The organism is Novosphingobium sp. 18050 (genome assembly GCF_902706195.1).
In the GTDB taxonomy this organism is placed as follows: domain Bacteria; phylum Pseudomonadota; class Alphaproteobacteria; order Sphingomonadales; family Sphingomonadaceae; genus Novosphingobium.
In genome coordinates this window covers 125,743-152,182 of the sequence record NZ_CACSJO010000007.1, presented here as the reverse complement: position 1 = coordinate 152,182, position 26,440 = coordinate 125,743, and the positions used below count along the sequence as shown (strand labels likewise).

The 26,440-nt window shown below is 64.0% G+C and carries 23 protein-coding genes and 2 pseudogenes; 12 read left to right on the top strand and 13 right to left on the bottom strand.

Annotated features, from left to right (window positions below; all coding sequences use genetic code 11):
• Positions 1–44: 44 nt before the first annotated feature.
• From GVL61_RS09800 to GVL61_RS09785, 4 genes are all read right to left on the bottom strand, one after another.
• The gene (locus GVL61_RS09800) at positions 45–3,164 is read right to left on the bottom strand and encodes a helicase-related protein (protein ID WP_159979421.1); all 3,120 of its coding nucleotides are present in this window, start codon (positions 3,162–3,164) and stop codon (positions 45–47) included.
• Positions 3,161–3,715, bottom strand: coding sequence for a PRC-barrel domain-containing protein (locus GVL61_RS09795; protein ID WP_054435782.1), 555 nt, complete (start codon positions 3,713–3,715; stop codon positions 3,161–3,163). Before GVL61_RS09795 ends, GVL61_RS09800 begins: the two co-directional genes overlap by 4 nt.
• 91 nt (positions 3,716–3,806) lie before the next feature.
• A complete protein-coding gene (locus GVL61_RS09790; RefSeq protein ID WP_054435781.1) occupies positions 3,807–4,013 on the bottom strand; it encodes a hypothetical protein in 207 nt (68 codons plus the stop codon).
• Positions 4,014–4,046: 33 nt separating this feature from the next.
• Positions 4,047–4,757: a Crp/Fnr family transcriptional regulator gene (locus GVL61_RS09785; protein WP_159979419.1), complete on the bottom strand. Its 711-nt coding sequence runs from the start codon at positions 4,755–4,757 to the stop codon at positions 4,047–4,049.
• Between the two features lie 242 nt (positions 4,758–4,999).
• Here GVL61_RS09785 and GVL61_RS09780 point away from each other — a divergent pair, with 242 nt between their 5' ends.
• The 8 genes from GVL61_RS09780 to GVL61_RS09745 all read left to right on the top strand — a co-directional run bounded on the left by GVL61_RS09780 (position 5,000) and on the right by GVL61_RS09745 (position 13,648).
• Positions 5,000–7,222: a catalase gene (locus GVL61_RS09780; RefSeq protein ID WP_200844700.1), complete on the top strand. Its 2,223-nt coding sequence runs from the start codon at positions 5,000–5,002 to the stop codon at positions 7,220–7,222.
• Positions 7,223–7,292: 70 nt separating this feature from the next.
• The gene (locus GVL61_RS09775) at positions 7,293–8,435 is read left to right on the top strand and encodes a glycosyltransferase (protein WP_235037611.1); all 1,143 of its coding nucleotides are present in this window, start codon (positions 7,293–7,295) and stop codon (positions 8,433–8,435) included.
• A complete protein-coding gene (locus tag GVL61_RS09770; RefSeq protein WP_159979415.1) occupies positions 8,428–9,378 on the top strand; it encodes a glycosyltransferase family A protein in 951 nt (316 codons plus the stop codon). The genes GVL61_RS09775 and GVL61_RS09770 overlap by 8 nt, the downstream gene beginning before the upstream one ends.
• Entirely contained in the window at positions 9,375–10,421 is a 1,047-nt protein-coding gene (locus GVL61_RS09765; RefSeq protein WP_159979413.1) for a glycosyltransferase, read from the top strand. The genes GVL61_RS09770 and GVL61_RS09765 overlap by 4 nt, the downstream gene beginning before the upstream one ends.
• Positions 10,418–11,548 carry an acyl-CoA dehydrogenase family protein gene (locus GVL61_RS09760; RefSeq protein WP_159979411.1) on the top strand — a complete coding sequence of 377 codons (1,131 nt, stop codon included), beginning with the start codon at positions 10,418–10,420 and terminating at the stop codon, positions 11,546–11,548. Before GVL61_RS09765 ends, GVL61_RS09760 begins: the two co-directional genes overlap by 4 nt.
• A complete protein-coding gene (locus tag GVL61_RS09755) occupies positions 11,545–12,222 on the top strand; it encodes a PIG-L deacetylase family protein (protein WP_235037602.1) in 678 nt (225 codons plus the stop codon). The genes GVL61_RS09760 and GVL61_RS09755 overlap by 4 nt, the downstream gene beginning before the upstream one ends.
• On the top strand, positions 12,219–12,806 hold the full coding sequence (locus GVL61_RS09750; protein ID WP_054435779.1) for an SAM-dependent methyltransferase: 588 nt from the start codon (positions 12,219–12,221) through the stop codon (positions 12,804–12,806). The genes GVL61_RS09755 and GVL61_RS09750 overlap by 4 nt, the downstream gene beginning before the upstream one ends.
• Positions 12,803–13,648 (top strand): glycosyltransferase family 2 protein, encoded by an 846-nt coding sequence (locus GVL61_RS09745; RefSeq protein WP_200844699.1) that lies wholly within the window; start codon positions 12,803–12,805, stop codon positions 13,646–13,648. Before GVL61_RS09750 ends, GVL61_RS09745 begins: the two co-directional genes overlap by 4 nt.
• An 86-nt stretch (positions 13,649–13,734) precedes the next feature.
• On the opposite strand, the gene GVL61_RS09740 is transcribed toward GVL61_RS09745, so the two are convergent.
• On the bottom strand, positions 13,735–13,914 hold the full coding sequence (locus tag GVL61_RS09740) for a hypothetical protein (protein WP_007687593.1): 180 nt from the start codon (positions 13,912–13,914) through the stop codon (positions 13,735–13,737).
• Positions 13,915–14,419: 505 nt separating this feature from the next.
• Here GVL61_RS09740 and GVL61_RS09735 point away from each other — a divergent pair.
• Entirely contained in the window at positions 14,420–14,668 is a 249-nt protein-coding gene (locus GVL61_RS09735; RefSeq protein WP_159979407.1) for a hypothetical protein, read from the top strand.
• Between the two features lie 120 nt (positions 14,669–14,788).
• Here GVL61_RS09735 and ligD read toward each other — a convergent pair whose 3' ends face one another.
• Both ligD and GVL61_RS09725 read right to left on the bottom strand, forming a co-directional pair.
• Positions 14,789–17,287, bottom strand: coding sequence for a DNA ligase D (ligD, locus tag GVL61_RS09730; protein WP_159979405.1), 2,499 nt, complete (start codon positions 17,285–17,287; stop codon positions 14,789–14,791).
• A gap of 59 nt (positions 17,288–17,346) precedes the next feature.
• Positions 17,347–18,249, bottom strand: a complete 903-nt coding sequence (locus tag GVL61_RS09725) for a GNAT family N-acetyltransferase (RefSeq protein WP_159979403.1) — start codon at positions 18,247–18,249, stop codon at positions 17,347–17,349.
• A gap of 163 nt (positions 18,250–18,412) precedes the next feature.
• Here GVL61_RS09725 and GVL61_RS09720 point away from each other — a divergent pair, with 163 nt between their 5' ends.
• On the top strand, positions 18,413–18,625 hold the full coding sequence (locus GVL61_RS09720) for a KTSC domain-containing protein (protein ID WP_159979401.1): 213 nt from the start codon (positions 18,413–18,415) through the stop codon (positions 18,623–18,625).
• Between the two features lie 4 nt (positions 18,626–18,629).
• On the opposite strand, the gene GVL61_RS09715 is transcribed toward GVL61_RS09720, so the two are convergent.
• The 6 genes and pseudogenes from GVL61_RS09715 to GVL61_RS09690 all read right to left on the bottom strand — a co-directional run bounded on the left by GVL61_RS09715 (position 18,630) and on the right by GVL61_RS09690 (position 22,539).
• The gene (locus GVL61_RS09715; protein ID WP_235037601.1) at positions 18,630–18,893 is read right to left on the bottom strand and encodes a hypothetical protein; all 264 of its coding nucleotides are present in this window, start codon (positions 18,891–18,893) and stop codon (positions 18,630–18,632) included.
• Entirely contained in the window at positions 18,890–19,810 is a 921-nt protein-coding gene (locus GVL61_RS09710) for a Ku protein (RefSeq protein ID WP_159979399.1), read from the bottom strand. Before GVL61_RS09710 ends, GVL61_RS09715 begins: the two co-directional genes overlap by 4 nt.
• 413 nt (positions 19,811–20,223) lie before the next feature.
• Positions 20,224–20,601: pseudogene (locus GVL61_RS09705) on the bottom strand (Hsp20 family protein); the annotation flags it as partial.
• Positions 20,602–20,688: 87 nt separating this feature from the next.
• Positions 20,689–21,888 (bottom strand): IS256 family transposase, encoded by a 1,200-nt coding sequence (locus GVL61_RS09700; RefSeq protein WP_159979397.1) that lies wholly within the window; start codon positions 21,886–21,888, stop codon positions 20,689–20,691.
• A 159-nt stretch (positions 21,889–22,047) separates the two neighbouring features.
• A pseudogene (locus GVL61_RS24950) lies at positions 22,048–22,134 on the bottom strand (heat-shock protein); the annotation flags it as partial.
• Positions 22,135–22,317: 183 nt separating this feature from the next.
• Positions 22,318–22,539, bottom strand: a complete 222-nt coding sequence (locus GVL61_RS09690) for a hypothetical protein (RefSeq protein WP_159979395.1) — start codon at positions 22,537–22,539, stop codon at positions 22,318–22,320.
• 341 nt (positions 22,540–22,880) lie between these two features.
• Here GVL61_RS09690 and GVL61_RS09685 point away from each other — a divergent pair, with 341 nt between their 5' ends.
• Both GVL61_RS09685 and GVL61_RS09680 read left to right on the top strand, forming a co-directional pair.
• Positions 22,881–25,145: a hypothetical protein gene (locus tag GVL61_RS09685; protein WP_235037600.1), complete on the top strand. Its 2,265-nt coding sequence runs from the start codon at positions 22,881–22,883 to the stop codon at positions 25,143–25,145.
• Positions 25,146–25,227: 82 nt separating this feature from the next.
• The gene (locus GVL61_RS09680) at positions 25,228–26,367 is read left to right on the top strand and encodes a glycosidase (protein WP_159979393.1); all 1,140 of its coding nucleotides are present in this window, start codon (positions 25,228–25,230) and stop codon (positions 26,365–26,367) included.
• The last annotated feature ends 73 nt before the right edge of the window (positions 26,368–26,440 follow it).

Genomic DNA, 26,440 nt, shown 5'->3' with positions numbered 1-26,440 from the left:
GACCCAATATCGTCGCAGTCACACAACGCTTTGGCCCGAGCTGATCATGGGCCAAGCGTTTCCAGCAACACGCGAACCCGGGTTATGCGTTCATCGTTCGCAGTTTTTTCCGAAAGCAGCAGTCGACCATCCTTTTTTGTCAGGTCCGCCCGGCTCGCATCGGCGCTGAAATCGCGCCGGGGCGTTAGGGCGATGGCGGCGGGGCCCGCGTCAATCCGCGCGATCCGCAGCGTACGGGCGCCGATACGAATCCGGGAATGGTCCATCAGGACCTCTGCCGCATCGGGCAGCGGGCCGAACCGGTCCAGCAACTCGTCCTCGAAAGCATCGAGTTCTGCCTCGTCATCGATCCGCGCCAATCGCATGTAGAGCGCAATGCGCACGTCGTCTTCCGGGATCCAGGCTGCCGGGAACGCGCCGCCCGATCCTAGGTTGAGCTCCGGCGTCCAGCGCTTGACGTCTTCTCCCCGCGCCTGTCGCAGCGCGGCGCCGAGCATGTGCTGGTAGAGATCGACGCCGATCAGCTTCATGTGCCCGGCCTGGTCCTCGCCGAGCAAATCGCCGGCGCCGCGCATGTCAAGGTCCTGCGCGCTGATCTCGAACCCGGCGCCGAGACGGTCGAACGCTGCCAGGGTGCGCAGGCGCTTGAGCGTGCGCGGGCCGATGGCGTTCTCGCTTTCGGTCAGCAGCACCACCTGCCCGCGACGGTTGCCGCGTCCCACCCGCCCGCGCAGTTGGTGTAACTGCGCGAGCCCGAAGCGGTCGGCTCGCCAGATGATCATGGTGTTGGCGCGCGGCACGTCGAGCCCGGCCTCGATGATGTTGGTGGCCAGGAGGATATCGCCCCGGCCGTCCCCGAAACCGACCATGGCGTCGTCGATCGCCGCTGCCGGCATCTTTCCATGCGCCTCGACCACTTGCAGGTTGGGTACGATGCGCCGAAGCTTCTCGGCGAGGGGCGCCATGTCCTCGATGCGCGGGACGACGACGAAGCTCTGTCCGCCGCGCGCCTTTTCGCGCGACAGGGCAGTGCGGATGCGGGCGTCGTCGTAGCGATCGATGCTGGTGCGGATCGGTTGGCGGCGCGCCGGGGGTGTCGTGATTAGCGACATCTGCTGCAGACCGACGAGCGCCGATTGCAGCGTGCGCGGGATCGGCGTCGCGCTCAGGCTGAGCAGGTGTACGTCGCCCGATCCGCGAAGCCTTGCTTTGTCGGCGGCGCCGAAGCGCTGTTCCTCGTCGATGACGACAAGACCGAGCTTTGCGTAAATCACGCCCTTGGCCATGACCGCACCTGTGCCGACCACGACCTGCACCGAGCCATCGGCCAGGCCTGCCTTTACCGCCTTCTTCTCGGCGGCGCTCGACAGGCGCGAGAGGCCGGCGACGGTGATGCCCGTGCCCTGGAACCGGCGGCGGAAGGTCTCGAGATGCTGGCGCATCAGCACCGTCGTCGGCGCGGCGATCACGACCTGATGACCCGAAAGGGCGGCGAGGGCGGCGGCGCGCAGGGCGACCTCGGTCTTGCCGTAGCCGACGTCGCCGATCACCAGCCGGTCCATCGGCCGGCCCCGCGCAAGGTCGTCGCGCACGGCGGAAATCGCGCGGGCCTGGTCGGCCGTCTCGTTGAAGGCGAAGCCGCCCGCGAACCGTTCGTAGGCGGCCGCGTCCGGTTCGATCACCGGCGCTTCGAGCGATGCACGTGCCTGCGCCAGCGCGGCCAGGCCCTTCGCGCTTTCAGCGATGGAGGCGTCGATGGTGCTGCGGCGCTTGAGCCAGGACGACCCATCCAGCTTGTCGAGCGTCACCGCCTCGGCATCGGAGCCGTACCGCCAGATGCGGTCAGCTTCGTCGACGGCGACGAGGCGGCGGGCGCCGCCGGCATATTCCAGCGCGATCATCTCGCTCGGCGCGCCTTCGGCAGGGGGGGCGTCCTCGAGACCCAGCACGAGCCCGACCCCGTGGTCCTCGTGGACGACGACGTCGCCGATGCGGATGCCGGCCCCGGTGCCGGCCCAGGGGATCGCGCTCGATGTCGCGGCTTCACCGATCAGCGCGCGGCTGCCCATAACGTCGGCGGCGGCGATCAGTACGAGGCGTTCGTCGACGATACCGGCATCGACGGGCATCGTGATCGATGCCGACGCGCCAGGCGGCAAGGAGATGATCTCGGCCCAGCTCTCCACATCGAACAAGTCCAGTTTCAGGCGCCTGGCGATCCGCGATCGGAGGAATCTCAGATCCCTCGGGCTGCCCGCCAGCACCAGCGAGCGGCCTTCCTCCAGCAGCGGTCGCACGAAGCGGCCCATCGCGGCGAGCGGGCTACCGCTTTCCGCGAAGCGAGGCACGGTCACTGCATCCCCGCCGAAATCGGCGGCGCGCCATCGCGAGGCATCGGCCTGCCACGCCGCGTCGTCCAGCGCGTCGATCAAGCGATCGCCACCTCCCGCGGCATCCTGCGCGAGCTGTATGAAACGCAGGCGGCGCGCGTGAGCCTTGTTGGCCACGGCCAGCAGGCCGGGCGAGAGATGGGCCAGTATCGAGACCGCGTCGTCCATCGCGGGCTCTGCCGCGCGCCCGATCTCGAGTTGCTGGAGGTCGGAGACAGTGCGCTGGGTCACGGGATCATAGGACCGGATCGCGGCGATCCGGTCCTCGGTGAGTTCGATGCGCGCCGGCATCCCGGCGTCGGCGGGAAAGACGTCGATGACGTCGCCACGAATGGCCGTTTCGCCCGGCTCGTCGACACGGTCGTCCGCGAAATAGCCCAGTTCCTCAAGCTGCGCCGCGAAGGCGCCGGGGTCGATCGCGTCACCCTCGCGCAGCGTCGGGGGAGCGCCTTCGAAAGCCTGCGGTGGCGGGTAGCGGCGCCCCGCGGCTTCGCCGCTCAGGATGCAGGCTAGATGGAGCCGCCCGCCTTCGGCCTGCGCGAGCCGGAGCGCTCGCAAGGCCGCCACGCGCCGGCCCGCATTGGCGGGAGAGGCAGGGGCGACATCGCCGGGCAGCGCGTCGCTCGAGGGGACATGGAAGACCGGTGTGCTTGGCAGCAGCGCCATCAGGATGTCCGAGAGGGCCCGGGCTTGCTGTTCGTCGTCGGCCAGGAACACGACATCGTCCGAGGCCAACGCCCGGGCTATGCCCATGGCGACCAGAGCGAGGTTCATGAGACTGCTTTCGTATCTTGCTCGGCTGAGGCGGGCCAGGCCTCGCCGTCGAGGGGAGCGATGGCTTCATAGGCTCCTCGCGATATGGCGAGGGTCAGCAGGTCGCAGCCGAAACCGATCGACCGGGCGGGCACCGGGCGCAGTTGCTCCTCCAGTCCGGCGGCGGAACTGGTGGCGACCACCACGTAGCTGACTTCGCCCGAGCGGCATTCGATCAGTGCCTCGACGGACTTGCCGAGCGGCGTGCCGTCTTCCAGCACCACGGGCATTCCGGCGAGCCCAGTGGCGGTGAATAGCGTCGGCTTCGACGACCTGCGGCTTGCCTCCCGGGCGGATCGGCCACCGTCCTCGTACTTGCGTTGCCGTCCCAGCCAGCGCCAGATACCGACCACGTTGACAAGCGTGAGAAAGCCGTTCGACGCGATCAGGTTGGTCTGGCCGGAGGTCAGGCCGACGATGGTCCAGGCGATCGAGCCGAACGTAAAAACGACGAAGCCCCACCCGGTGAGCCGGGCTCCGAGATTGGCGGCAGTCATCATCGCCGCCAGCATCGTGGCGATCGGGGCGATCCATCCGGCGATTTCGTTCAGGGCTTTATCCCTCTCATGGATGTAATAGAATTTCGAAGATACGTACCGAAAGTCAGTTCTCGTCGGAACCGGGCGTAGTTCCGATTTGCATTTGCGCGGCGCGTGCTGCTTCCACGAGGTTATGGCCGGTCTCCGCTGCCGCCGCGGCGGTCATGGTCACGGCCACGCCATCGGGACCATCGAGAATGACCAGCCCGTCTTCGGCACTGGCAACCCCCGGCTGAGTTTCTGGTCGGCGTTCATTGTTCAGGTGTGTCATGACGCGAACTTTCAACAGGGATTGGAGGGTGTTTCACTGATCGATGTACAGATAGGTGGGATCGAACTGCCCCCGCGCGGCCAGCCCGACCGGATCAAGAATTTCGACGACGGACGATCTGAAAATGCACAGGCGTTCTTCGCGAAGCTGGCGCATCACCCGATTGACGTGGACATGGGTCAATCCGCAGATTTCCGAGATGTCGGTTTGCGTGAGTGCCAGTGGGAACTGTCGTCCATCACTTAGCCCCACAGCCGCCAGACGCGCGTTGGTTTCGCAGAGGAAATGTGCGATTCTTCCGACTGCAGCCAGCCGGCCGAGCCGAAACAACCACGCGCGGTGAATGGCGGCATCCAGAAGCGTTGCATACCAAAGCTTTCGCCCCAGTTGCGGTCGCTCGGAGATGATATCGTCCAACTTCCCGTGGGGAACCATGCCCACGACTGCGGTGGTCATCGAGGCAACATCATGGTCGAGCGTCTTCAGTGGGTAAGCATGAAGGTCAACAAAATCTCCGGGCACGTGAATGGCCACTAGTTGCCGGAGACCGTTATGGTCGTCGATGTGGCGCGACATAATCCCGTCGATGAGCAGCGTGCTATGATCTAGTTTGTCGCCGGCTTTGACCAAAACACGTCGCGGTTCAATCGTTTGCACTTCACTGATTGCGGCTTCGAGACATTCACGTTCGCCCAACGAAAGGCTGACGTTGCGTTTGTTCCTAAGGAACCGTTCGGTAAGCATGGGGACCTTCAAAAGATGTGTCAGAAGCGCGGTATTCACGCCGTGCCCAGCGGATAACCTCCTGTTTCAGACAGCGTTGCAAAGAGGCTGAGCTATTCGTGTTGATAAAAGTTAATTTGCCCAGAAAGCCGCAACTCGGCTGCCTGTCGCGTGTTGGCTTGGGGTTGCAGATCAAATGGCGCGGCATTCCGGCAGGTTGCGGCAGCCAGGTATTGCGTTGTGTTACTTCGAGAGGACATCCCATGGCCAAGACTCCCACGAAACCACGCTCTAACAGTCCTGCAGATTTCACTCCGGCCGATCTGGCTGGTGTGGATATTGGCGGTGAAACCACCGCCAAGGCATCTGCCATACCTGCAGATGCGGAGATCACGCTGTCGTTCGCCGAGCCGCAGGGCAGTGGAGGCGAGACCCACCAGACAGCAGGCGGCGAAGTCGAAACCCTGACGACCCAGCAGGGCATCCCCGTCGCCGACGACCAGAACAGCCTCAAGCAGGGTGCGCGCGGCCCGACGCTGCTGGAAGATTTCCATTTCCGCGAAAAGATCTTCCACTTCGACCATGAACGCATCCCCGAGCGCGTGGTCCATGCCCGCGGCTACGGCGCGCACGGCTTCTTCGAACTGACCGATAGCCTCTCCGACGTCAGCCGCGCCGACGTGTTCCAGCGTGTCGGCGAGCGCACGCCTGCCTTCGTTCGCTTCTCCACCGTGGCGGGCTCGAAGGGTTCGTTCGACCTCGCGCGCGACGTTCGCGGTTTCGCGGTCAAGCTCTACACGCAGGAGGGCAACTGGGATCTTGTCGGCAACAACATCCCGGTGTTCTTCATCCAGGACGCGATCAAGTTCCCCGACCTCATCCACGCAGCGAAGCCGGAGCCGGACCGCAATTTCCCGCAGGCCCAGACCGCGCACGACAACTTCTGGGATTTCATCAGCCTGACGCCCGAGAGCTTCCACATGATCATGTGGACCATGTCCGATCGCGCGATCCCGCGTTCGTTCCGGACCATGGAGGGCTTCGGCGTGCACACCTTCCGGCTGCTTGATGCCGAGGGCAAGTCCACGTTCGTGAAATTCCACTGGAAGCCGAAGCAGGGCCTTCAGTCGGTCGTCTGGAACGAGGCGGTCAAGATCAACGGCGCCGATCCCGACTTCCACCGCCGCGACCTTTGGGACGCGATCAATTCCGGTGATTTTCCCGAGTGGGAACTGGGCGTGCAACTGTTCGACGATGAATTCGCCGACAGCTTCGAATTCGACGTACTCGATTCAACCAAGATCATTCCCGAGGAACTCGTCCCGATCCGCGTGGTCGGCCGTCTGGTCCTCGACCGCGTCGTCGACAACTTCTTCGCCGAGACCGAGCAGGTCGCCTTCTGCACGCAGAACGTCCCACCGGGCATCGACTTCTCGAACGATCCGCTGCTGCAGGGCCGGAACTTCTCGTACCTCGACACCCAGATCAAACGCCTTGGCGGCCCCAACTTCACGCATATCCCGATCAACGCGCCCAAGTGCCCGATGGCCCACTTCCAGCAGGACGGCCACATGGCCATGCGCAATCCCAAGGGAAGGGTGAACTATGAGCCCAATAGTTGGGGTGCGACCCAGGGCGGTCCGCGCGAGGATCCCGCGCGCGGATTCACCAGCTTTGCGGAAGAGCCGGACGGCCCCAAGCAGCGGGTACGGTCGGAGAGCTTCGCCGATCACTACAGCCAGGCGCGCCAGTTCTTTACCAGCCAGGCGCCGATCGAACAGAAGCACATCGGTGATGCGCTTGTGTTCGAGCTTTCGAAAGTGGAGCGGCCCGACATCCGCTCGCGTACGGTTTCCCATCTCCTCAATATCGACGCGACGCTTGCCGCCACTGTGGCCGATGGCCTCGGGCTGGCGCTGCCCGAACCGGCAGTCGCCGCGCGCGAGACGATCACCGATCTGGCGCCGTCGGACAAACTGAGCATCGTCAAGAACGGCCCCAACAGCTTCAAGGGTCGCAAGCTGGGTATCTTGCTGACCGACGGCGCGGATGCGGCGATCTTCAAGGCGCTGGTGGAAGCGCTGGACGATGAAGGTGCAGTCTACGAAGTCGTCGCGCCGAAAATCGCCGGTGTTACCTTGTCCGACGGTACGACGGTTGCGGCCAAGCAGAAGGTCGACGGCGGGCCATCAGTCCTATTCGATGCGGTGGCCATCGTGGTTTCCGGGGAGGGCGCCGCGCTGCTGTCGATCGATGCGGCGGCCAAGGATTTTGTCACCGATGCTTTCGCACATTGTAAGTTCATCGGGTTCACCGCCGAAGCCGAAGCGATCTTCGTCAAGGCCGGTATCGCCGACGACCTCGACGAAGCCTGCGCCCCCCTGGCCGGGCCGAAAGATGCCGGAGACTTCGTGACGGCCTGCCGGTCGCTGCGCCATTGGCCCCGGGAACTCGAGGTGGATCTGGATGCACGGCCCGCAGCCTGATCGACCTACCTTCAGGGCACGCAGCCCCGGGGGCGGCGCTTTGTCGCCCCCGGAATCATCCCCCGGCCGCCTGAAGATCGGCATCATCTCCCATCTCAAGCACCCGATTGCCGAACCTTTCGCTGGCGGGCTCGAGATGCATACGCATCTGCTGGCACGGGCCCTGCGCGAACGGGGCCATGCCGTTACGGTGTTCGCCTCGTCGCGCTCGGATAGCCGTATCGGCCTCGAGGCGATCTGCTCCGAAACCGCACTTTGCGAGGTCGGGACGGCCGAGGCGACGGATATTGCCTTCTTCAAGGAACATCACGCTTACCTCAGCCTGATGAACGGCCTGCGCCGCCGCGACTTCGATGTGATCCACAACAATTCGCTGCACTATCTGCCGGTCACTCTGGCTGACAGCCTGCCGATGCCGATGGTCACCACATTCCACACGCCGCCGTTCTGCTGGCTCGAAAGCGGCGTTCGCCTGTGCTCGGCAGAGGACCATGCGTTCGTCGCGGTCTCCAAATCGGTCGCGGCGGTGTGGGACCACGTCGCGAAGGCGGACGAGGTGATCCTGAACGGCATCGACCTTCAGAAGTTCGCTTTTCATCCCGTCCCGGACGAGGCGGGCTACCTTGTCTGGTACGGCCGAATCGTACCGGAAAAGGGCCTGCATTTCGCGATCGAGGCGGCGCGGCTGATCGGCCTGCCGCTGAGGATCGCCGGGCCGATCCTGGACGAAGAGTATTATCGCACCCGCATCGCGCCGCAGCTTGGTGCCGATGCCGTCCACGTCGGTCATCTCGCGCATAGCGAACTGGCGCGCCTGGTGGGCGGGGCCAGGGCCTTCCTGTGCACCCCGATGTGGGACGAGCCTTATGGCCTGGTGATAGCCGAGGCCCTCGCATGCGGCGTTCCCGTCGCGGCTTTTGAACGCGGCGCGATCCCGGAAATTCTGGACGCCGCCTGCGGTGTCCTGGCCACGCCGGACGACGTCGCCTCGCTGGCGGCAGCCGGTCTGGCGGCGCTGTCGCTCGACCGGCGCGCCTGCCGCCAGCGCGCGGAGCGCATATGCGACGTAGGGCAGATGGTGGCAGGCTACGAAGCGCTCTATCGGCGGCAGATCGCCCAGCGCAGGCAAGGGCAGGGCGGCATGCCGCTTGGTGTGGCGGCGTTCGAGAGCGCTGACGCGACCACCTCGGGCAGCGCGGGCCTGCATGCCTGAGAGCCGCGCAGCAGAGAGCCGGGACATCGACCTGTGCGTGTGCGTCCCGGCCCGCAACGAGGCCGACCGGCTGCCAACCTTGCTCTCGGCGCTGGCCGCGCAGACCTGGCAAGCGCCGATACCTGTCGCGGTCGTGGTCAACAACTCGGACGACGACAGCTTCGAGGTCGTGGACCGCGCGCGCGTTCGCTTCGAAGGCAGGCTGGCAATTCAGGTCGAACAGGTGACGTTCGCGCCGGAGCTGGCGCACGCCGGCTCCGCCCGCAGGTGCGCCATGGACAGCGGGCTCGGCATGCTGCCGGCGCTGCGGCGGGGCATTCTGGTCAGCACCGACGCCGATACCCGGCCCCCGCCCGAATGGCTCGGGAATATCCGCCGCGCCTTTGCCCGGGGCGCGGACATCGTCGGAGGCCGCATCGAGATCGAGCAGGCCGAACCGCTGCCCGAGCCAGTGCGGCGCCTGCGTGCGGCCTGGGACGCTTACTGGCGGCGAGTCCGCGCCATCGAGGATGCGCTCGACCCGCTGCCCTGGGACCCCGCGCCAAGGCACGGGGATCACACCGGCGCCTCGCTGGCGATCAGGGCTGCCCTCTATGTCGGCTGCGGCCGCGTGCCGCTGCTGCCCACGGGCGAAGATCGCGCGCTGGTGGCGGCGGCCCTTGCGCAGGGAGGGCGGCTGGCCCACCCGCAGGATGTCTTCACTTATGTTTCGCCGCGCCGCGACGGACGCGCGGAAGGGGGCATGGCTCTGGCCATGCATGACCTCTTCGACCTGGCCGCCAGGGGCGAGCGCCCCAGCGCGCCTGGTTACGAGCACTGGTGCGAACGCGCGGCCTGGCGCCGCGACCTGCGCGCGCAGGACGGCGGTCAGGCGCTGATTGCGAAAGCGGAGCCGCTGCTTTCTCCCATGCCCCACGACATGCTGCTGGAGGTCACGCCGTGAACCGCCGGCCGATCGGATACTACGTCCACCATCACGGCGCCGGCCACCGTGCCCGCGCCGATGCCATCGTTGCCGCTTCCGATTGGCCGATCGTCCTGCTCGGCACCGGGCTCGGCGGCGCTGGGATCGACCTGCCCGACGACCGTCCGGTCTCCGGCCGCTTCGATGGGCAGGACTTCGCAGACTGCCGCCCGGACGCGCTTCATTATGCGCCCCTAGATCACGAGGGCGTGCGGGCGCGCGTCGCGGAGATGGCCGGCTGGATCGCGACCGCGCGGCCGGCGCTGATGGTCGTCGACGTATCGGTGGAAGCGGCGATGGTCGCCAGGCTGGCGTCTGTTCCGACCGTCTACGTACGCCTCAACGGGGAGCGCGACGATGCCGCGCATCGCGACGCCTTTCGCGGGGCGTCGGCGCTGCTCGCCCCGTTCCCCCCTGCATTGGATGCAGCTGCGACGCCCGCCTGGGTGCGCGACAAGACCCGGTATCTGCCCGGCATCACCGCAGAGGCGTGCGCTGGCACGCCGATCGATCGCCGTATTCTGGTGGTGTTCGGGCGCGGCGGCGCGGCGGGCGACGGCGCCATGCTGGCCGATGCCGCCCGTGCCTGCCCGGAATGGGTGTGGCGGGTCATCGGCCCAGCAACCACGCCCGCCGATATCCCCGCCAACCTCGAGTTCGCGGGCTGGGTCGACGCGCCCGGGCGTGAGATCGCCCGCGCCCGGATCGTGGTGGGAGCAGCCGGAGACGGGCTCGTCGGCGCGGTGATGGCGGCCGACCAGCCCTTCGTATGCGTGCCAGAGGATCGACCCTTCGGCGAACAGCGGGCGACCGCGCGCGGCCTCGACCGGATCGGCGCCGCGGTGGTGCTGCCGGAGTGGCCCGGCGGCGAAAGCTGGCCGGTTCTGATAGAGAAAGCCCTGTCGCTACGAAGTTCGGCGCGCCGGTCTCTGCACGACGAACGGGGTGCGCAAAAAGCGGCATCATGGCTGGGAGGCATGGCCGCAGCCGTGACCTGCGGCATCAAGGAACACGCGGTATGAAAACATCCACCCAAACCACCGCCGAGCAGGATGACCCGGTGGCGCGGGCCGCCGCGATCGCCTCGCGATTGGCCGATCTCGGCGCCCGTTACGACGCTGCCCCGGTCTTCCCGGTCGAGAGCATGCGGTGCCTTGCCGCTGCCGGCCTGAATCGTCATTTCGCCCCTCCCGCGAGCGGCGGGATCGCCTTCGCGGACGTGCCCACCCGGTACCGGACGTTGATGGACGTCCTGCGCATCGTCGGGCGAGCCGACCTCAGCATCGGGCGGCTCTACGAAGGCCACGTCAACGCGCTGGCGCTGTTCGACTGGTATGCCTCGCCCGAGCAGGCGGTTCGCCTCGGCCAGGAACTGGAGGACGGTGCGTTCTACGGGGTCTGGGCGACCGAGCCTCAGCCCGGCGTCAGCATTGAACGCGGTGAAGGTGGGACCGCAGTGCTCAAGGGCGGCAAGTCGTTCGCGAGCGGGGCCGGGGGGCTCAAACACGCCATCGTGACAGCGCAGGAAGCCGGAAGCGAGCGGCAACTGGTGATCGTGGGCGCTGACGACGCAGAGCGCGCCGACGTGTCGCAGTGGCGCGTGCGCGGGATGCGGGCCACCACCAGTGGTCTCTACGACGTGACCGGTATCGGCATCGACGAAGCGGCCCTGCTTGGTCTTCCCGGCGACTACGACCGCGACCCCCGCTTCACGACCGGCGCCTGGCGCTTCGCCGCCGTGCAACTGGGAGGGATCGAGGGGCTGCTGGCAGAGACGCGGCTGGCGATGTCCGAGGCGACCCGCAGCGATCCGCTGCAGCGCGCGAAGTTCGCGGACTGCGTCGCGGCGGCGCGCACGGCGTATATGTGGGTCCGCGAATGCGCCCTGCGCGCTGCCCTCGACGATCCCGACGGGCCGGGGTTTGCGCGCATAACGCGCGGCATCGTCGAGCGGGCTGCGCTCGACGTGATGGAGCTTGCCGCCCGGATCGTCGGCACGCGCAGCGCCATGGACGGGCAGCGCATCGACAAGATCATCCGGGATCTCTCGCTTTACCTGCGGCAGGCCGGCCCGGACCATGCGCGCGACCAGGCAGCGCTGGCCTGGCTGGATCACGATGCTTGGGGTGAGGAGGACCGCCTGTGGTGACCGTCCCGCGAAGCGCGCATGGCATAACGGCGCTGCGCTGGCTGGTGCTGGCGCCTCACGCCGACGACGAGACGCTGGGCGCCGGCGCCCTGATCGCGCAGGTCTCGGCGGCGGGGCGGCTGGCGGGGCTCGTCTACCTGACCGACGGATCGGGATCGCACGGACCCGTTGATGGCCGCACCGGCCGCCTCGTCGCCGTCCGCCGACGGGAGGCGGCGACGGCATTGTTCCGGCTGACGGGAAGTCGGAGGGCGCCCCCGTTCTACCTCGATTGGAAGGACGCCGCACCTGTAGCGCCCGGAACCGCTGCCTTCGGCCATGCGGCCCGCAGGCTTGCCGCGCTGTGCCGCCGGCGGCGGGTCGACGGACTTGCCGTCACGGCGCTGCACGAAGCTCACTGCGACCATGCCGCAGCCGCCCGGCTGGCCTATGCCGTCCAGGCCTGCGCGAAACGCCGGGTGCTGGTCGCCGAGTATTGCGTGTGGAGCGACGCGCCGGAGACACGGGCTTTTTGCAGCACGCGTACGCTGCCGATGCTTCCGGGCAAGCGCCGCTATGCGCTACAGGCCCACCGCAGCCAGCTGACGGCTGCGCTGGGGCCGGGTTTCCGCCTGCCGCCCGAACGCCGGCGGATGTCCGCCACCGACAGCCTGTACATGCGGAGACGCCCATGAACCGCCCCTCGGGCAGCCTCCCGGCCGACTATTTCGAAAGCATGTTTCGCGGCACCGAAGATCCCTGGGACCTCGAAAGCAGCGCCTATGAGCGCTGCAAGTACGCCCATACGGTGCAGGCTTTGCGTGGACGGGCCTACCGGCAGGGGTTCGAGGTGGGCTGCGCCAAGGGCGTGCTCACCGCCGGCCTCGCGCCCCATTGCGGCGCCTTGCTGGCAATCGACGTCAGCGCCACCGCGCTGAAGGCGGCGCGGGCGCGGTGCGCGCCGCTGGACCAGGTGTCGTTCGCCAACATGGTGTTCCCACAACAGGCACCGTCGCGCGCGTTCGACCTCGTGGTGTTGTCCGAGGTCGTCTATTACTGGGACGACCGCGACATCGGGCGCGCCGCCACCTGGATCGCCTCGCAGGTGGAAACCGGCGGCGACATCCTGCTGGCTCACTGGACGGGCGAAACCGATTACCCGCAAGGCGGGGACGAGGCGGTCGAAAAGCTCAACGGTTTCCTTAACGGCAGGATCGCGGTCGTCACAGCCGAGCGTACCGCGCAGTACCGGCTCGATCTCTGGCGCCGCCTGCCATGAGACTGAGCGTGCTGACGATCGTCAAGAACCGTGCCGGCCATCTGGCGCAGCTGATCGAGGGACTGCGGCGCAGCGCCGCCGCTCCGTTCGAACTCGTCGTTGTCGACATGGGGAGCGATCCGCCCGCCACCATCGGCGACCTGCCTTTTCCGGCGCGCGTGGTGCGGCTGGATGGGGGCGGGCTGCCACTGGCTGCCGCGCGCAATGCCGCTGCCCGGGCTGCAAGCGGAGACTACCTGCTGTTCCTCGATGTAGACTGTATCCCGATGCGCGGCCTGGTGGACGCGATGGCGGATGCGCTCGCCGCGAACGACGCGCTGATCTGTGCGCAGGTCAGGTATCTCGGGCCCGAGGACGCGCGCGGGGACTGGCAGGAGGCGGAGCTTCTGGGCCGTTCGTCAGGGCACCCGGGGCGTCGGTTTCCCGCTCAAGGGATCCGAGAGGTGGAGAACGCCGGGCTTTTCTGGTCGCTGGTCTTCGGCATCCACCGCGAACGCTTCTTCGACCTCGGCGGTTTCGACGAAGCCTTCACCGGCTACGGCGCCGAGGATACCGATTTCGGGTTCCGGGCGCGCGAGGCAGGGCTGCCGCTGCTATTCATGGGAGGGCCGGGAGCCTTCCACCAGCATCACGACAGCGTCGAGCCGCCACTGCAGCACCTGGACGATATCGTGCGCAACGCGAATGTCTTCCGGGTTCGCTGGGATCGCTGGCCGATGGAAGGCTGGCTTGCCGCGTTCCAAAAGCTGGGTCTGGTATTGTGGGACCAGGACAGATTGAGCGTGGACCGCCGTCCCACCGATGAGGAAATCGCCCACGCCCGCACCGAGCACGCCGCCTGAGTCCAAACAAATGTTCGATGGGGGGGCGCAATCGAAAATGCGTACGCTCAAATAAGTACCCCCGCCGGAGCGGGGGTAGGTTCGATTTACTTTGCGCCGGTGCCCGGCTCGGTGGTCTTGGGCGGCTTGCCGTCCTCGACCCGGCCTTCGTTCCGAAGGTCGCGGCCTTCCTGGGCCTTCTTCTGGCTTTCGGGAGACTTGCCGTGTTCGTTCAATTCTTCCTTGACGAATCCGGCTGCTTCCTTGGCTTCACCCTTGATGCTCATGATCGTCTCCTAAATATGACGTCTGCCACTGCAGCTCCTGACGGAGATATAGCACACGAGATGCCTTTCAGTTCCGGTCAACTGTGAGGCGCCGTCGCTACTCGCCGGCAGAAGCGCCTGTTGCGGCAGCCGTGGAGAAGAAGAACGCCCCGCCGGCGTCCGATCGCCGATCGCCGATGCTGTCTTGATTGCCAAGGTTGATTTTGAGGGGGGCGAAATCGGGCACCCTTGTTGGGCCAGTCGTGGGCGGCCTCGGGTATCTGCGCTATTTCCATTGCGCCGCCGAACCGGTTGACGATATCTTAGGCGCCAAAAGTGGCGATAAGGTTGTCCTCGACCATCAAGTGCCACGTGCGTGCTAGCAACTCAGGTTTCACCGATACCTTCGACACAGGGGCAAGTTACGCCAGCCGACGGGGCGCCTCGTGTTCGTCCCGCTAGAAGCTTGGGAACTAGGACCGAGATATTGGGTTCGAGACGCGAAATCCAAGGAGCGCCAACGAACATGACTGTATCGACATTTGAAACACCGGACGGCGATGAAATCGAGATCGACGGCGACGACGTGGTAGGCGTCAAGGTCGGCAAGGAATCTGACACGACTATCGTCGAGCTTGAGGACGGGGACGAGATCGTCGTAGCTGCCGGCAAGCTTGAAGTTATCGCGGAACTTGATCTCGATCCATTGCTTCACGATGATCCTGACGAGGACGTCGAGGACCCTGACGACACACTTGGTGATCGTGACGATTGAAGACGCCTATTACGGTCACCTGGATCACCGGAGCGCGTAAATCATAGTGACATTGTCCCGGCGTGGTGGGTGGCGCAGGACCGGCGTGCGCCGAGTGGTCGTTCTCCGTCCCTGACCTTTTCAAATTTCCGGCAGAACCTGGTCCGCGCGGCCCCAATGGGCCAGATTCTTCGACGTGGCCCGCTTCACCATCTCGGCGCTGTCGCCGATATGCCAGTGCGAGGGTTTGTCGAGATCGCGAAGCTCCTCCCAGGTAACCGGCACCGCGATTGGCGCAAATTCCCGGCTGCGGGCGCTGTAAGGCATGACCGCCGTCGCGCCGCGCTGGTTGCGCAGATAGTCGATGAATATGCGTCCGGTGCGCTTGGCTTTCGCGAGGGCGGCGGTGAACCGATCAGGCTCTGACTGCGCCAGGGCCAAGGCAAAGCGGTGTGCAAAGTCTTTCACCAGAGGCCATTCTGCAGAAGGGGTGAGCGGCGCGATGACGTGAACTCCCTTACCGCCTGTGACCATTGGGAAGGTAGCGAGGCCCATCTGGGCGAGCAGGTCCTGAAGGTGAAATGCCGCAGACACGACGTCCTTGAAGTCGAGGCCTTCGTCGGGATCGAGATCGAACACCAATCTGTCGGCCTTTTCGACATCTTCGATCCGCGCACCCCATCCGTGAAACTCGATCGTGCCCATCTGAACGCAGGTGAGCAGGCCGGTGGGAGCGTCGACGAAAAGGTAGGGCTCGTCATGCCCGTCCTTTTCACGGATGCCGATCTGCTTGACGTCGGTGCCGAAGCTGCCGGCATCGTGTTTTTGGAAGAAGCATTTCTTGCCGCGGCCCTGCGGACAGCGCACCAGGCTGATCGGCCGGCTGCCTGCCCATGGGAGCATAATCGGCGCGACTGTCGCGTAATAATCCGCCAGTTGGCCCTTGGTCAGTTTGCCCTCGGGGAAAATCACTCGTTCGCGGTTGCTGATACGCACACTGGCGGCGGCGGGCGCCGTGACCACCGCCACAGGTGCCGCGGTCTCGAGAACGATAGCTTCGGGCTTTTTGTCCTCGCGCAGTCCCAGATAACTCGGGTGGCGCAGCACGCCTTCATCGGTGAACTCGATATAGGCGATCTCGGCGACAAGCTTCGGTGCAATCCAGTGGGCGCCGCGAACCGCTGCTCGCGGCGCATCTACAGTCGGCTGCTGCCGCTGGAGCGGCGCCATGAGCTCCATCAGCCGCTCGATCTCGTCGTCAGTGAAGCCGGTACCGGCCTTTCCCGCATAGCGCAGCTTGCCGTTCTCGTTGACGCCGAGCAGGAGAGAGCGAAATCCACGCTGCTTGTCCGACGGGGTCCAGCCTACGATGACGAATTCCTGGCGGCGGATGCACTTGGTCTTGACCCAACTGCCGCTGCGCGAACCAAAGTAGCGCGCATCCGCCCGCTTCGAGATGACGCCTTCCAAGCCAGCGTCGCAGAAGCTGGTGAGAAGGTTCTCGCCATTGCCGACGATGTGGTCCGAGTACCGAATGCGACTTTGGCCGCCCCCAATCAGCGCGGCCAGCTTTTCCTTCCGCACGGTAAGCGGCAGCTGCGTCAGGTCCTCGCCATCGAGTTCGAGAATATCGAACGCGAAGTAATTGATTGCACCGGGTTGGCCCTTGAGCGCCGCCTGAAGGGCCTGAAAGCTGGTACGGCCATCTGGAAGAGTGACAACCGCCTCCCCGTCGATCAGGGCACTGCCCGCATCGAGTTTCACGGCCTCGGCGATCAGCCCTGCGAAGCGGTCCGACCAGTCGAGTCCGGAGCGCGTATAGGCGCGGCCCTCGCCGCCGCCGATCGCCAGGAGCGTACGGTAACCGTCGTATTTGAGCTCGTGCAGCCACCGGTCGCCAACTGGAACATGATCCACCAGCGTGGCCAACTGCACCGGCTGGAACGGGGGGATCATGCCGGCCCTTTTTCGACGGGCCGGCGCGGTCCGGATCGGTTTGGTGGCGGCGGTACGCGTCTTGCGCTTGGCGACCGCTTTGCCGGCGGTGATTTCCTCCATCGTGCGCCCTGTATCGACGCTTGTCAGGTGGGTGGCGATTAGGTCGTCCGAACCACCGGCAAACGCGTCCTGTACTTTACGCAATATCCAATTCTCGCCTTTTTCCCTGCCGCGGGGTTTTAGGCGAAAGAGTATCCATTCACCCTGCATCCGCCGTCCATGCAGGATAAAGTGGAGGTGTCCTTCTGGCAGGGTTTCGCCTAGATTCTTGCCAGGAATCGATTCCCAGGTGCCATTGTCCCAAAGCATAACGGTCCCGCCGCCATATTCGCCTTTGGGGATCGTGCCTTCGAAACGGGCATAATCGAGCGGGTGGTCTTCGGTGCGGACCGCAAGACGCTTGTCGTCCGGGTTGATGCTCGGTCCGCGGGTCACGGCCCAACTGACCAGCGTGCCGTCAAGTTCAAGTCGAAAGTCGTAGTGAAGCCGCGATGCCGCATGCTTTTGCACGACAAATCCGTTTCCGGTCGTCGGCTCGGTTGCGCCCGATGGTTCGGCGGTGCGCGCAAAATCGCGTTTCTCGCGATATTTGGCGAGCCGCTCCTGCGCCGGAGTAGGGTTTGCTTTTGCAGCTCGTGCCATGGCTGTCCCGATCGATATTCATTGCAAATCCCAAGGGACCGGACTCGTTCCAGAGCGAATTATCCGCCGATGGCCCGGACGAAGCGGTAGCTGGTCTGCTCGAAGTCCAACGACCGAAAGAAATTGTGGCTGTTATTGACCGTGATGTCGCTCATCACTTCAAGCTGATGGCAACCGGACCTCTCCAATGCCTTCTGCGCCGCGGCCAACATTTGCGTCGCGATCCCGCGTCGCCGGAATCGCTTGTCAACGACCAGCACGGTGAGCCTGCCCAGCGTTCCGCGATGGGGGGTAGGTATGAGTGCCCAGCCGCAGCAGCCGACGATTTCGTCGAGCTCGGCGACCAGGGTTCCAGCCTTTGCCCTGCGCGCTTTGTCCAGATTTCCAGCTACATCCTTTCGATCGACCGACGTGTCGCCAAGCTGGTTGAACAGGCCAAAGAGCGCGTCGCTATCGGCCGGGGTTGCTGCGCGCATCCTTAGGACCGGCTCGGGCTTTGGTTCGGGCTTCGGCTTGAGTTTTGGTTCATGTTTAGGAACGATCCGCAGCTGGGCTGTTGACCGCGTCACCTGCTCGGCCTTCGGCTGACGCGCCGCTGACTTTGCCGGGACAGGAGTTACGACCTGCTTGCCAGATACCCGTTTCCTTGCGCGCCGCGGCCCCAGGGTTTCCTCATCATTCGCCTCGGTGCGAGGCGTTTTCGGAGAAGAGGAGCGATCCGGCGTGGTGTCCGCCGATTGCTTCCATGTGCCCAGTTCACTGGTCCGCAGATAGTGCTGGATATCTTCCGCGCTGGCCGTCAGCCCCCCTTCGGCAATACCGAAAAGAGAGTTTCCGGCCGCGTCGCTCAATCCGAATTTGCCGAAGTCACCGGTGCCAGGTTTGCGTCTGCGTGACTTGACGAGTTTAAGGCCGCGATGCTGGGCCATTTCGCGCAGCTGTTCATCGCTGACCTGCGCCACGTCAAGCTGGGCTCAGGTTGAGCGAGCTGCGAACCGGAGATCGTTCCAGCACGATACATTCGCTTTGATCCGCCGCAGATTTGCCGCGGCGTGGTCGAGGGAACACAAACTGCAAATCCGCGCTCCACAGGATATGCGCGCACACCGGTTCAACCATTCCTCGATGATAGATCGGATCAGCTACGATGACGAGGGGGGGGCGCTGTGGGTCTCGTTTCGCCAGACGGGCAAGTACCTGTACGAAGACGTGCCAGCCGCCATTTTCGAAGCCTTCTGCCAGGCTTCTTCCGCCGGGACTTTCTTCAACGGCCGTGTTAGGCACCACTTCCGGTGCCGCCGCGATCCGGAGCGCCGCCGCTTCGGTCCCGATGCCTGACCGGTCAGGCTTCGCCGAGCGCACGGTAGACTGACATTAGATGGCGCGAGGCGACCGCCCGGGCGCGGGGCGAGCGGACCGTCTCCTCATTGGTTTCATGAAGCATGGTGAGCATGTCGAGCACCTCCTGACGCGAGGTGCCGGTCTCTTGCAGATGCATGCCGATCAGGGTGAGCAGGTTGGCCCACAAGGTTATTGCGCCTTCAGCAAAAGCGGCGTCATCATCAGTGAGCAACAAGTTTGCAGTGCTTTCATGTTCACCCATCATGAAGCTCGCTTCCGGGGGGGTGACTTCGCCGGGGGTTTTGCGACCGTCTTTTTGGCAGCCGGTTTGGCCGTTTTTCCGGCCTGTTTTTCAGTCTTGGGCGCCGGTTTCTTGGCCGCTGCCTTGGACGAAGCGGACCCTCCGAGAGAACTCTTGAGTGCCGCCATCAGATCGACGACGTTCGAACCACGCGGATCAGCGCCTTTGTCGTCCGCATCAATATTGAGCGTCTTGCCCTTTTTCTTGCGTTCGATCAGCTCCTTCAGCGCATCGGCATAGCGGTCGTGGAAATCGCTTGCATCGAACTTGCCGGTCTTTTTGTCGATCAACGTTGTCGCAAGATCGAGCAGCTCCTCGTCAGGATCGGCGTCCCCGATTTCTCGGAAGTAGCTTGTCGCCTTGTTGACCTCGTCGGCGTAGCGCAGCGTTTCCATGACCATCCCACGGCCGCAAGCCTTGATACTGACGACGTATTCGCGGCCGCGCATTGCAAGTTGCCCGAGCCCGATCTTGCGGGTGCGTCTCAGCGCCTCACGCAGCACGATGAACGCCTCTTCGGCCAGATCGTCAGCCGGCACTACGTAATAGGGCTTTTCAAAATAGATCATGTCGACATCGTGAGCGTCGACGAACTGCGTTAACTCAAGCGTCTTCTTGCTCTCGAGCTTGACCCCCTCGATTTCCTTTTCATCAAGGAGCACATATTCGCCTTTGGCATATTCGAAGCCTTTGACAATCTCGTCGACGTCAACCGGCCCGATCCCTGGCACGACCTTTTCATATTTGATGCGCTGGCCGGACGGTTCATGAATCTGATTGAAGGCGATCGTCGCACCGCTTTTGGTTGCCGAATAGATTTCGACGGGGATCGAAACGAGCGCCAGGCGGATCTGGCCTTTCCAATAGGGACGTGCAGCCATTACGCTCTCCTTCGTATGCCTGGAACAAACCCCAGTTCTTGTTCTCGTTCCGTTGCGCGCGCGGATACGGGAAATTACCGGCTATCGAGCCGATACGGGTCCGACCCTACTAACCGCGAGCCTCCACACACACGCTTGATCATTGCGCGATGGGCCTCCCACGCAGCTGACATTGCCCGGTACCGGTCCAGCTCAATTCGACGGGGGCGTTCATTCGAGGGTGAAGAGGGAAAGGGTTGCATTGGCGTTTCTCAGCGATCTTCGTGGCGAGCCGATTTCGAACTCAGGATCCCCAGTGCGGTTCCAAGCGGACTCGGTCCGCATGGTTCAAACCACTAAGCTATCAGATATCGATGCCTAGGAAGGTGGCCTGCCAGTTCCCGAAGGGACAGCGCTGGCAGGCCGGAGTAAGGTCAGGCGGCGTCCCGTGCTCTGTCGCCGGGCCCTTCGATCCGATCGTTAGCAGCGTGGCCGCCGATCTGGATGCGCCGCGGCTTCATCGCCTCGGGTAACACGTGCCTAAGTTCGATGGTCAGCAGACCGTTTTCGAAGGTCGCGTTGCCAGCTTCGATAAAATCGGCCAGCTGGAAGCGGCGTTCGAATGAGCGCGTTGCAATGCCCCGATGGAGATATGTGCCTTCTGCCTCGTCCACGTTGCGGTTGGCCGAAACGATCAGCGAGTTCTGCTGCGCGACGATGTCGATATCATCGGGACGGAAGCCTGCCAGCGCGATGGAAATTCGATAGCTGTCTTCCCCATCTCGCAGGATGTCGAACGGCGGATAGCTGTCGGGCGTGTCCGCACGAGATGATCGTGTCCCATTGCGTGGTGTAGGATCGAGGGCGCGGCCACGTCGATCTCCGGCCAGCCGGGTTGATCAGGCTGCCATGTTGGGCAACGTGATGACGCTGTTATCGCTCAATCCCGCGACGCTCTCAAGCGTCATGTAGCGGGAGCGCTGGACTGCCCATTCATCGTTCTGTTCCAGCAGGATAGCGCCGACGAGCCGGGTTATGGCTTCTTCGTTGGGGAATATCCCGACCACCTCTGTCCGGCGCTTGATCTCGCCATTGAGGCGCTCGATGGGGTTGTTGGAATGAAGCTTGGTGCGATGCTGGGTTGGGAATGTCATGTACGCTAGGACATCCTCCTCGGCGCTATCCATCAGAGCGGACAGCTTCGGGACGGAAGACCGCAGCTGATCTGCGACCGAGCGCCACTGGCTTTTCGCCGTTTCGGGTGTGTCCTGGGCAAAGGCTGTGGCGATGAACGCCGAGACGACGCGGCGGCCACTCTTGCCGGCGTGTGCCAAGGCATTGCGCATGAAGTGGACACGGCACCGCTGCCAGGTGGCGCTCAAGACCTTGGCGACAGACGCCTTGATGCCCTCATGGGCATCCGAGATCACCAGCTTCACGCCGCGCAGGCCCCGCCGGGCCAGACTGCGCAGGAACTCGGTCCAGAAGACCTCGGCCTCGGAGTGGCCGATCGTCATGCCAAGCACCTCGCGGCGGCCGTCGCTGTTCACGCCGACCGCGATGATCACGGCAACCGATACGATCCGGCCAGCGCGGCGAACCTTGATGTAGGTGGCATCCAGCCAGACGTAAGGCCAGTCGCCCTCGATTGGCCGATCGAGGAATGCTTTTACGCGGACGTCGATTTCTTCACACAGCCGGCTCACTTGGCTCTTTGAGATGCCGCTCATGCCCATGGCTTTGACCAGTTCGTCGACTGATCGTGTCGAAATCCCTTGGATATACGCCTCTTGAATGACGGCGGTCAGTGCCTTCTCCGCCATCCGGCGCGGTTCCAGAAACCCAGGAAAGTAGGTGCCTTTGCGCAGCTTTGGAATCCGCAGCTCCACCGTGCCGGCCCGAGTCTCCCAGTCCCGCTCACGGTAGCCGTTGCGCTGAGCGACGCGTTCCGGATCCTTCTCGCCGTACGCCGCGCCTGTGCGGTCCCCGACCTCCATCTCCATCAGCCGCTGCGCCGCAAAGCCGATCATCTCGCGCAGAAAATCGCCATCAGCCGTCTTTCCAATCAAGGCCTGTACGTCCATCATGTCCTTGGTCATCGGTGTCTCCGTAAGTTGAGTTTCGCAACCCAAGCTTATCCAAAGTTCGCCGATGGCCACCCGCGAAACTGACCGGCCGCTACAGCGCTTTATTGGTGAGCGCGCGCCCGGTCAGCTTCGCTACCCTCACAACCTACACCACTCCGCGGGACACGATCCACGAGATCCGGTTTCCAGAAGATCGAATAAGCGATCGAAGCCCACCGTCGACCGGCGATACGGAGCAAAATCAAAGTTCGTTCTCACTTCCAAATCCTCCTGATGAAGCAATTCAGACTTGAGATGCACCGGAACTCAAAGAGCCGGTGCCCTCCTGGTCCACCGGACCCTGACAGGCGTCCGGCCCTGATTAGCTAGGCGAGCGCGCTATCCTTTCAAGCACCTTTCCAAGGAAAGACGACAAAAAATTCCACAGCGGGCACCACGCCGTTAGTCTTCGCTCCGATGCTTCGGATCTCTCTGGTTACCGGCTTGCTCGCGGTCGGTGCTGTCGAGTGGAAATTTCTCAGCCGCTCCGCCATCGCGCGGCTTGGTCCGGTCTGCCCCCGCCCCGCCGGCACCCTCGGAGTTCATGCCGGGATTGAGCCTTTCCTCGTTCTTATCATCGCCATGCGCCTTATCCTGGCGGCTGCGTTTGTTGTCGTTGTCCATTGCCATACCTTTTGCTGAATGTGATCTCGCAACAGCACAGGCGAGGCTCCGTTCCAGAATGTTGCGTTCTTTCCACAACCCGCTCGCTTCTTCGATCGAGAAAGACGCCACGTGCCGAAGCCCCGCAGTCAACCGGTACCATCAATCCCAGGTTCTGAACGGTTTCCAGACTGTTTCTGGCGCTGCAGCGGACCTAGGCTTGGGGCTCCCGAGAGGCTGGTCCAGGTATTGTGGATGCTTGGCTGATCGCAGCGGAAGCGATATCCACCGTAGCGGAACGGCTCCCCTGTCCAATCGTTATCCCCCGCCAGCATCAGCAGTTCCTCGGGGATTGAAGCTTCATGACTAACATCGCCAGAAAGACGCGGCTTCCCTCAAGCGGCGCGATCGCGAAGCGGGTCAGTCCCGCCAGTCCGTACGTTTCCGCGCTTCGGCAAATCCTCGCCGATGGCGAAGGGAAGAGCGTGGCAACGTTCGCATTCGGCGAGCTGGTGGGTGAGGTCCTGAAGTCGCGAGACTCGCTCTGGGTGATGGTCCGGCGGCCGGGCGCAGGCGGCATCGCGCTACGCGCGGCATACCTGGGCGCGCCGTCCGAGTGCACCTGCGAAAAAGCCCGGGCGAAGGAAGCGGTGCGCCTGCGGCTCGACAGCGTGCTGGGGCAACATAGGATCATGGTGGCAACGGGGGGAGACGCGCTCGAACACATCAGGGTTACGGTGCAATTCACGCCATCGACGCCGACGTTGATCCCATTCCTGCCTCGCGACCTCTATCCTCTAGATGGCGACGACGATCCGCTCGGTGCCGAAGGCCATGTCGAGGCGGCGCAGCGCGGGCTAAACAGCGGCGTCCTCTATTTTCGGATCGACAAACCCGCTTTCGGCAACGTTCTGTACTTCCAGAATCTCACGGCGATGAACGACTATTACCGGGCAACCAAGACCAGTCCGGACGGAGCGGTGGGTGGGCTGTGGCCCGAGCTGGGCTACCTGCCGCCTACGCCCGCGCAGTCCGGCACGCCGCCGTCGGCGCCGCTGCAGGCCGGGGTGGAAGTCACGTTGTCCGATGCGATCGTGGTGTTCCGCCATCACGCCCCGCCGCACGAGCGCGAGTCCGCCCGCCAGTTCCTGCAAATGCTGGGCGAGGCCTACAAGCTGATTGCGCTACCCCAAACAGAGTACCGGGACTGGATCGAACGGGCAGAGCGAACGCTTGTCGATCTGGACAAGGCTCCCGAAGCGACGATCCGGCACTACGGGCATCGCTATGTGCATCCCTACACGGCGAGCGAATATCCGGATTCCATGGTACAGGTGTCGGTGCTCGCCGCCGTCTTCGACTGGGGGCGCTGGAGCGGTGAGGCCCATCCTCTGGAAGCCGAACTGCGCGCCGGTCTGCGCCGCTTTTACGATCCGAAGCTCAAGGCGCTGCGCCGATACTTGCCAAATGTCGGCGACGACAAGGACGCAAACGCCGTCGACAGCTGGTATCTGTACCACCCCATGCTCAACCTCGCGCGGATGGCTCTGGCGGGAGACAAGCCCTCCGAAAAACTGTTCCTGGAATGCATCGATTTCGGCATCTCCGCCGCGCGGCATTTCGACTACAAGTGGCCGATTCAGTACGATGTGACGGATTTTTCCGTCATTACCGCCACAGCCAATGACGATCGCGGCCAGACCGACGTCGGCGGCCTCTATGCCCAGATCATGCTGCAGGCCCACGAACTGACCGCCGATCCGCGGTTCCTGGATGAAGCGAAGCGGGCGATCGACGCCGCGATGGGGATGCGCTTCAACCTGAACTATCAGGCAAACCTTACTGCTTGGGGTGCGGCAGCATGCATGCGGCTCTATCGCATCACCAACGACGTGGTCTACGCCGAGCAGAGCTATGTCTATCTCGCGAGCTTCTTCCACAACTGCGAAATATGGGAAAGCCGGCTCGAGCACGCAGTCCACTACAAGAACTTCCTTGGGGCGACCTGCCTGCAGGATGCTCCTTACATGGCTATCTACGAGTGCTTCGACGCCTTCACGGCGTTCGCCGCCTATCTCGACGACAGCGGGCCCGACCTGGATCCCGCAGTGCGCATGCTCGTCGCGGAATACTGCAAGTACGCGCTCGACCGCGCCTGGTACTATTACCCGGATGCGCTGCCCGCCGACATCCTCGCCACTGAAAACCGCAATGGCCACATCGACCGCAAGCTGTCGTTTCCCCTCGAGGATCTCTATCCTGACGGACAGTGTCCGGGGCAGGTCGGGCAGGAGATATACGGCGCAGGCGCCGCGCTAGTGTTTGCCACCCGCAGTTTCCACACAGTTGAAGGGGCGCCGTTCAAAATCTTCTGCGACCACTTCATCCGCGGCGCCGAGCGGATCGGCGACCGGTCACTCAGCATTGTCCTCGATGGGGGCGAGACGTGCCAGGCCGCGCTCAATTTCATTCGTGAGAGACGCGCGACCCTTCCGCGCGTCAAAGTGGTCGGCGCGGGGGGTGACGTCCTGCGAGGAAAGCCTCATGGCACCGACCGCATTGATTTCAACGTTCCGGCAAGCGGCCGGCTGACCATAACCTGGAACGACGAGGGGCATGACGCATGAGCGGGGTCTCCGATGCGCATACGCAACATCTCAGGCTCGACGGCCTAAAGGCGATCATCACTCCGCGCGGTGAGGAGCAGGAATGAGGTACGCCATCGACAAGCTCGTTCTGGTCCCGGACGATATCGATCTGGGACGCTCGCCTTTGGCGGGACATCTCGATGCCGAGACCTATGTGCTGGGCGCCTTCAACCCTGCCCTCACGCGGCTGCCCAACGGCAATCTGCTGATGATGGTGCGCGTGGCCGAGGCCCTCCGCCAGCCGATCTTCGACAACCACATCCATGCGATTCGCTGGGAGGACGGGAATGGCGGTCGGTTCGTGCTGGATGCGTGGCCGCTGGAGCATGTCGACACTGCCGATCCGCGCAAGTTCATGCTGCGTAGCGGGGGGTGGAAGATCATGGCGCTGACCTCTCTGTCATGGCTTCTGCCGGTCGAGCTCACGCCGGACGGCACCGAACGGGTCGCGATCCATTACGACCGGGCGATCGGCCCAGGCAACAGCCTGCAGTGCTACGGCGTCGAGGACGCGCGGATCAGCAAAGTCGGCGAACGTTGGCTGATGACCACATGTTCGGTCAGCCCGGAGCGCCACTCGACGACGCTCTACACTTCCGACAATGGGCTCGACTGGACCTTCGCGGATATCGTGCTCGACCACCAGAACAAGGACATGCTGATCTTCGAAGGGCTGATCGATGGCCATTACTGGGCGCAGACGCGGCCGCTGGGCGATCTCTATTTCGCCTATCCGCCCGGCAGCGAATGGCGTGCTGGCCCCTCGATCAATCTTGCTCATTCGCCAGATGCCTTGTTTTGGAAACCGCATGCCAGGCCTGGCATCCGTCCGCATGCCGCTACTCTCGCAACTGCCCGGATGGGCGGCGGCAGCCCTCCGGTACTCACGCGAGGCATCGAAGCTGGCGGATGGCTGACCCTCTGGCATGGCGTAGAGCCAAAGGAGATCGTCGGGATCTATCGAACGTACTGGTCGATCCTGGACGCAGACGATCCCAGCATCGTGCTCCGCACCGGTCATGTCCCGCTGCTTGAGGCAAACGCCGAGCTGACCCGGCCGCTCGAACATCAGATGTATGTTCGTGATGTCGTCTTCACCACGGGGATCGCGGACGGGGGAGATCACTATGTCGTCGCCTCCGGCGAAGCCGATCTTGCCTGTCGCATTACGCATATACCGAAGAGCAGGTTTGCGCCGTGAGACGGACGAGAGTTGACTGACGTAGTGATTGCCCCATCGACGACCAACGGCGATTTCGGCCTTTCCACGAGCT

Bases quoted from the DNA above. Each gene is read 5' to 3' on its own strand.
- GVL61_RS09800 (WP_159979421.1), bottom strand. From the start codon at position 3,164: ATGAACCTCGCTCTGGTCGCCATGGGCATAGCCCGGGCGTTGGCCTCG.
- GVL61_RS09795 (WP_054435782.1), bottom strand. From the start codon at position 3,715: ATGCTGGCGGCGATGATGACTGCCGCCAATCTCGGAGCCCGGCTCACC.
- GVL61_RS09790 (WP_054435781.1), bottom strand. From the start codon at position 4,013: ATGACACACCTGAACAATGAACGCCGACCAGAAACTCAGCCGGGGGTT.
- GVL61_RS09785 (WP_159979419.1), bottom strand. From the start codon at position 4,757: ATGCTTACCGAACGGTTCCTTAGGAACAAACGCAACGTCAGCCTTTCG.
- GVL61_RS09780 (WP_200844700.1), top strand. From the start codon at position 5,000: ATGGCCAAGACTCCCACGAAACCACGCTCTAACAGTCCTGCAGATTTC.
- GVL61_RS09770 (WP_159979415.1), top strand. From the start codon at position 8,428: ATGCCTGAGAGCCGCGCAGCAGAGAGCCGGGACATCGACCTGTGCGTG.
- GVL61_RS09760 (WP_159979411.1), top strand. From the start codon at position 10,418: ATGAAAACATCCACCCAAACCACCGCCGAGCAGGATGACCCGGTGGCG.
- GVL61_RS09750 (WP_054435779.1), top strand. From the start codon at position 12,219: ATGAACCGCCCCTCGGGCAGCCTCCCGGCCGACTATTTCGAAAGCATG.
- GVL61_RS09745 (WP_200844699.1), top strand. From the start codon at position 12,803: ATGAGACTGAGCGTGCTGACGATCGTCAAGAACCGTGCCGGCCATCTG.
- GVL61_RS09740 (WP_007687593.1), bottom strand. From the start codon at position 13,914: ATGAGCATCAAGGGTGAAGCCAAGGAAGCAGCCGGATTCGTCAAGGAA.
- GVL61_RS09735 (WP_159979407.1), top strand. From the start codon at position 14,420: ATGACTGTATCGACATTTGAAACACCGGACGGCGATGAAATCGAGATC.
- ligD (WP_159979405.1), bottom strand. From the start codon at position 17,287: ATGGCACGAGCTGCAAAAGCAAACCCTACTCCGGCGCAGGAGCGGCTC.
- GVL61_RS09720 (WP_159979401.1), top strand. From the start codon at position 18,413: ATGATAGATCGGATCAGCTACGATGACGAGGGGGGGGCGCTGTGGGTC.
- GVL61_RS09715 (WP_235037601.1), bottom strand. From the start codon at position 18,893: ATGATGGGTGAACATGAAAGCACTGCAAACTTGTTGCTCACTGATGAT.
- GVL61_RS09710 (WP_159979399.1), bottom strand. From the start codon at position 19,810: ATGGCTGCACGTCCCTATTGGAAAGGCCAGATCCGCCTGGCGCTCGTT.
- GVL61_RS09700 (WP_159979397.1), bottom strand. From the start codon at position 21,888: ATGACCAAGGACATGATGGACGTACAGGCCTTGATTGGAAAGACGGCT.
- GVL61_RS09690 (WP_159979395.1), bottom strand. From the start codon at position 22,539: ATGGACAACGACAACAAACGCAGCCGCCAGGATAAGGCGCATGGCGAT.
- GVL61_RS09685 (WP_235037600.1), top strand. From the start codon at position 22,881: ATGACTAACATCGCCAGAAAGACGCGGCTTCCCTCAAGCGGCGCGATC.
- GVL61_RS09680 (WP_159979393.1), top strand. From the start codon at position 25,228: ATGAGGTACGCCATCGACAAGCTCGTTCTGGTCCCGGACGATATCGAT.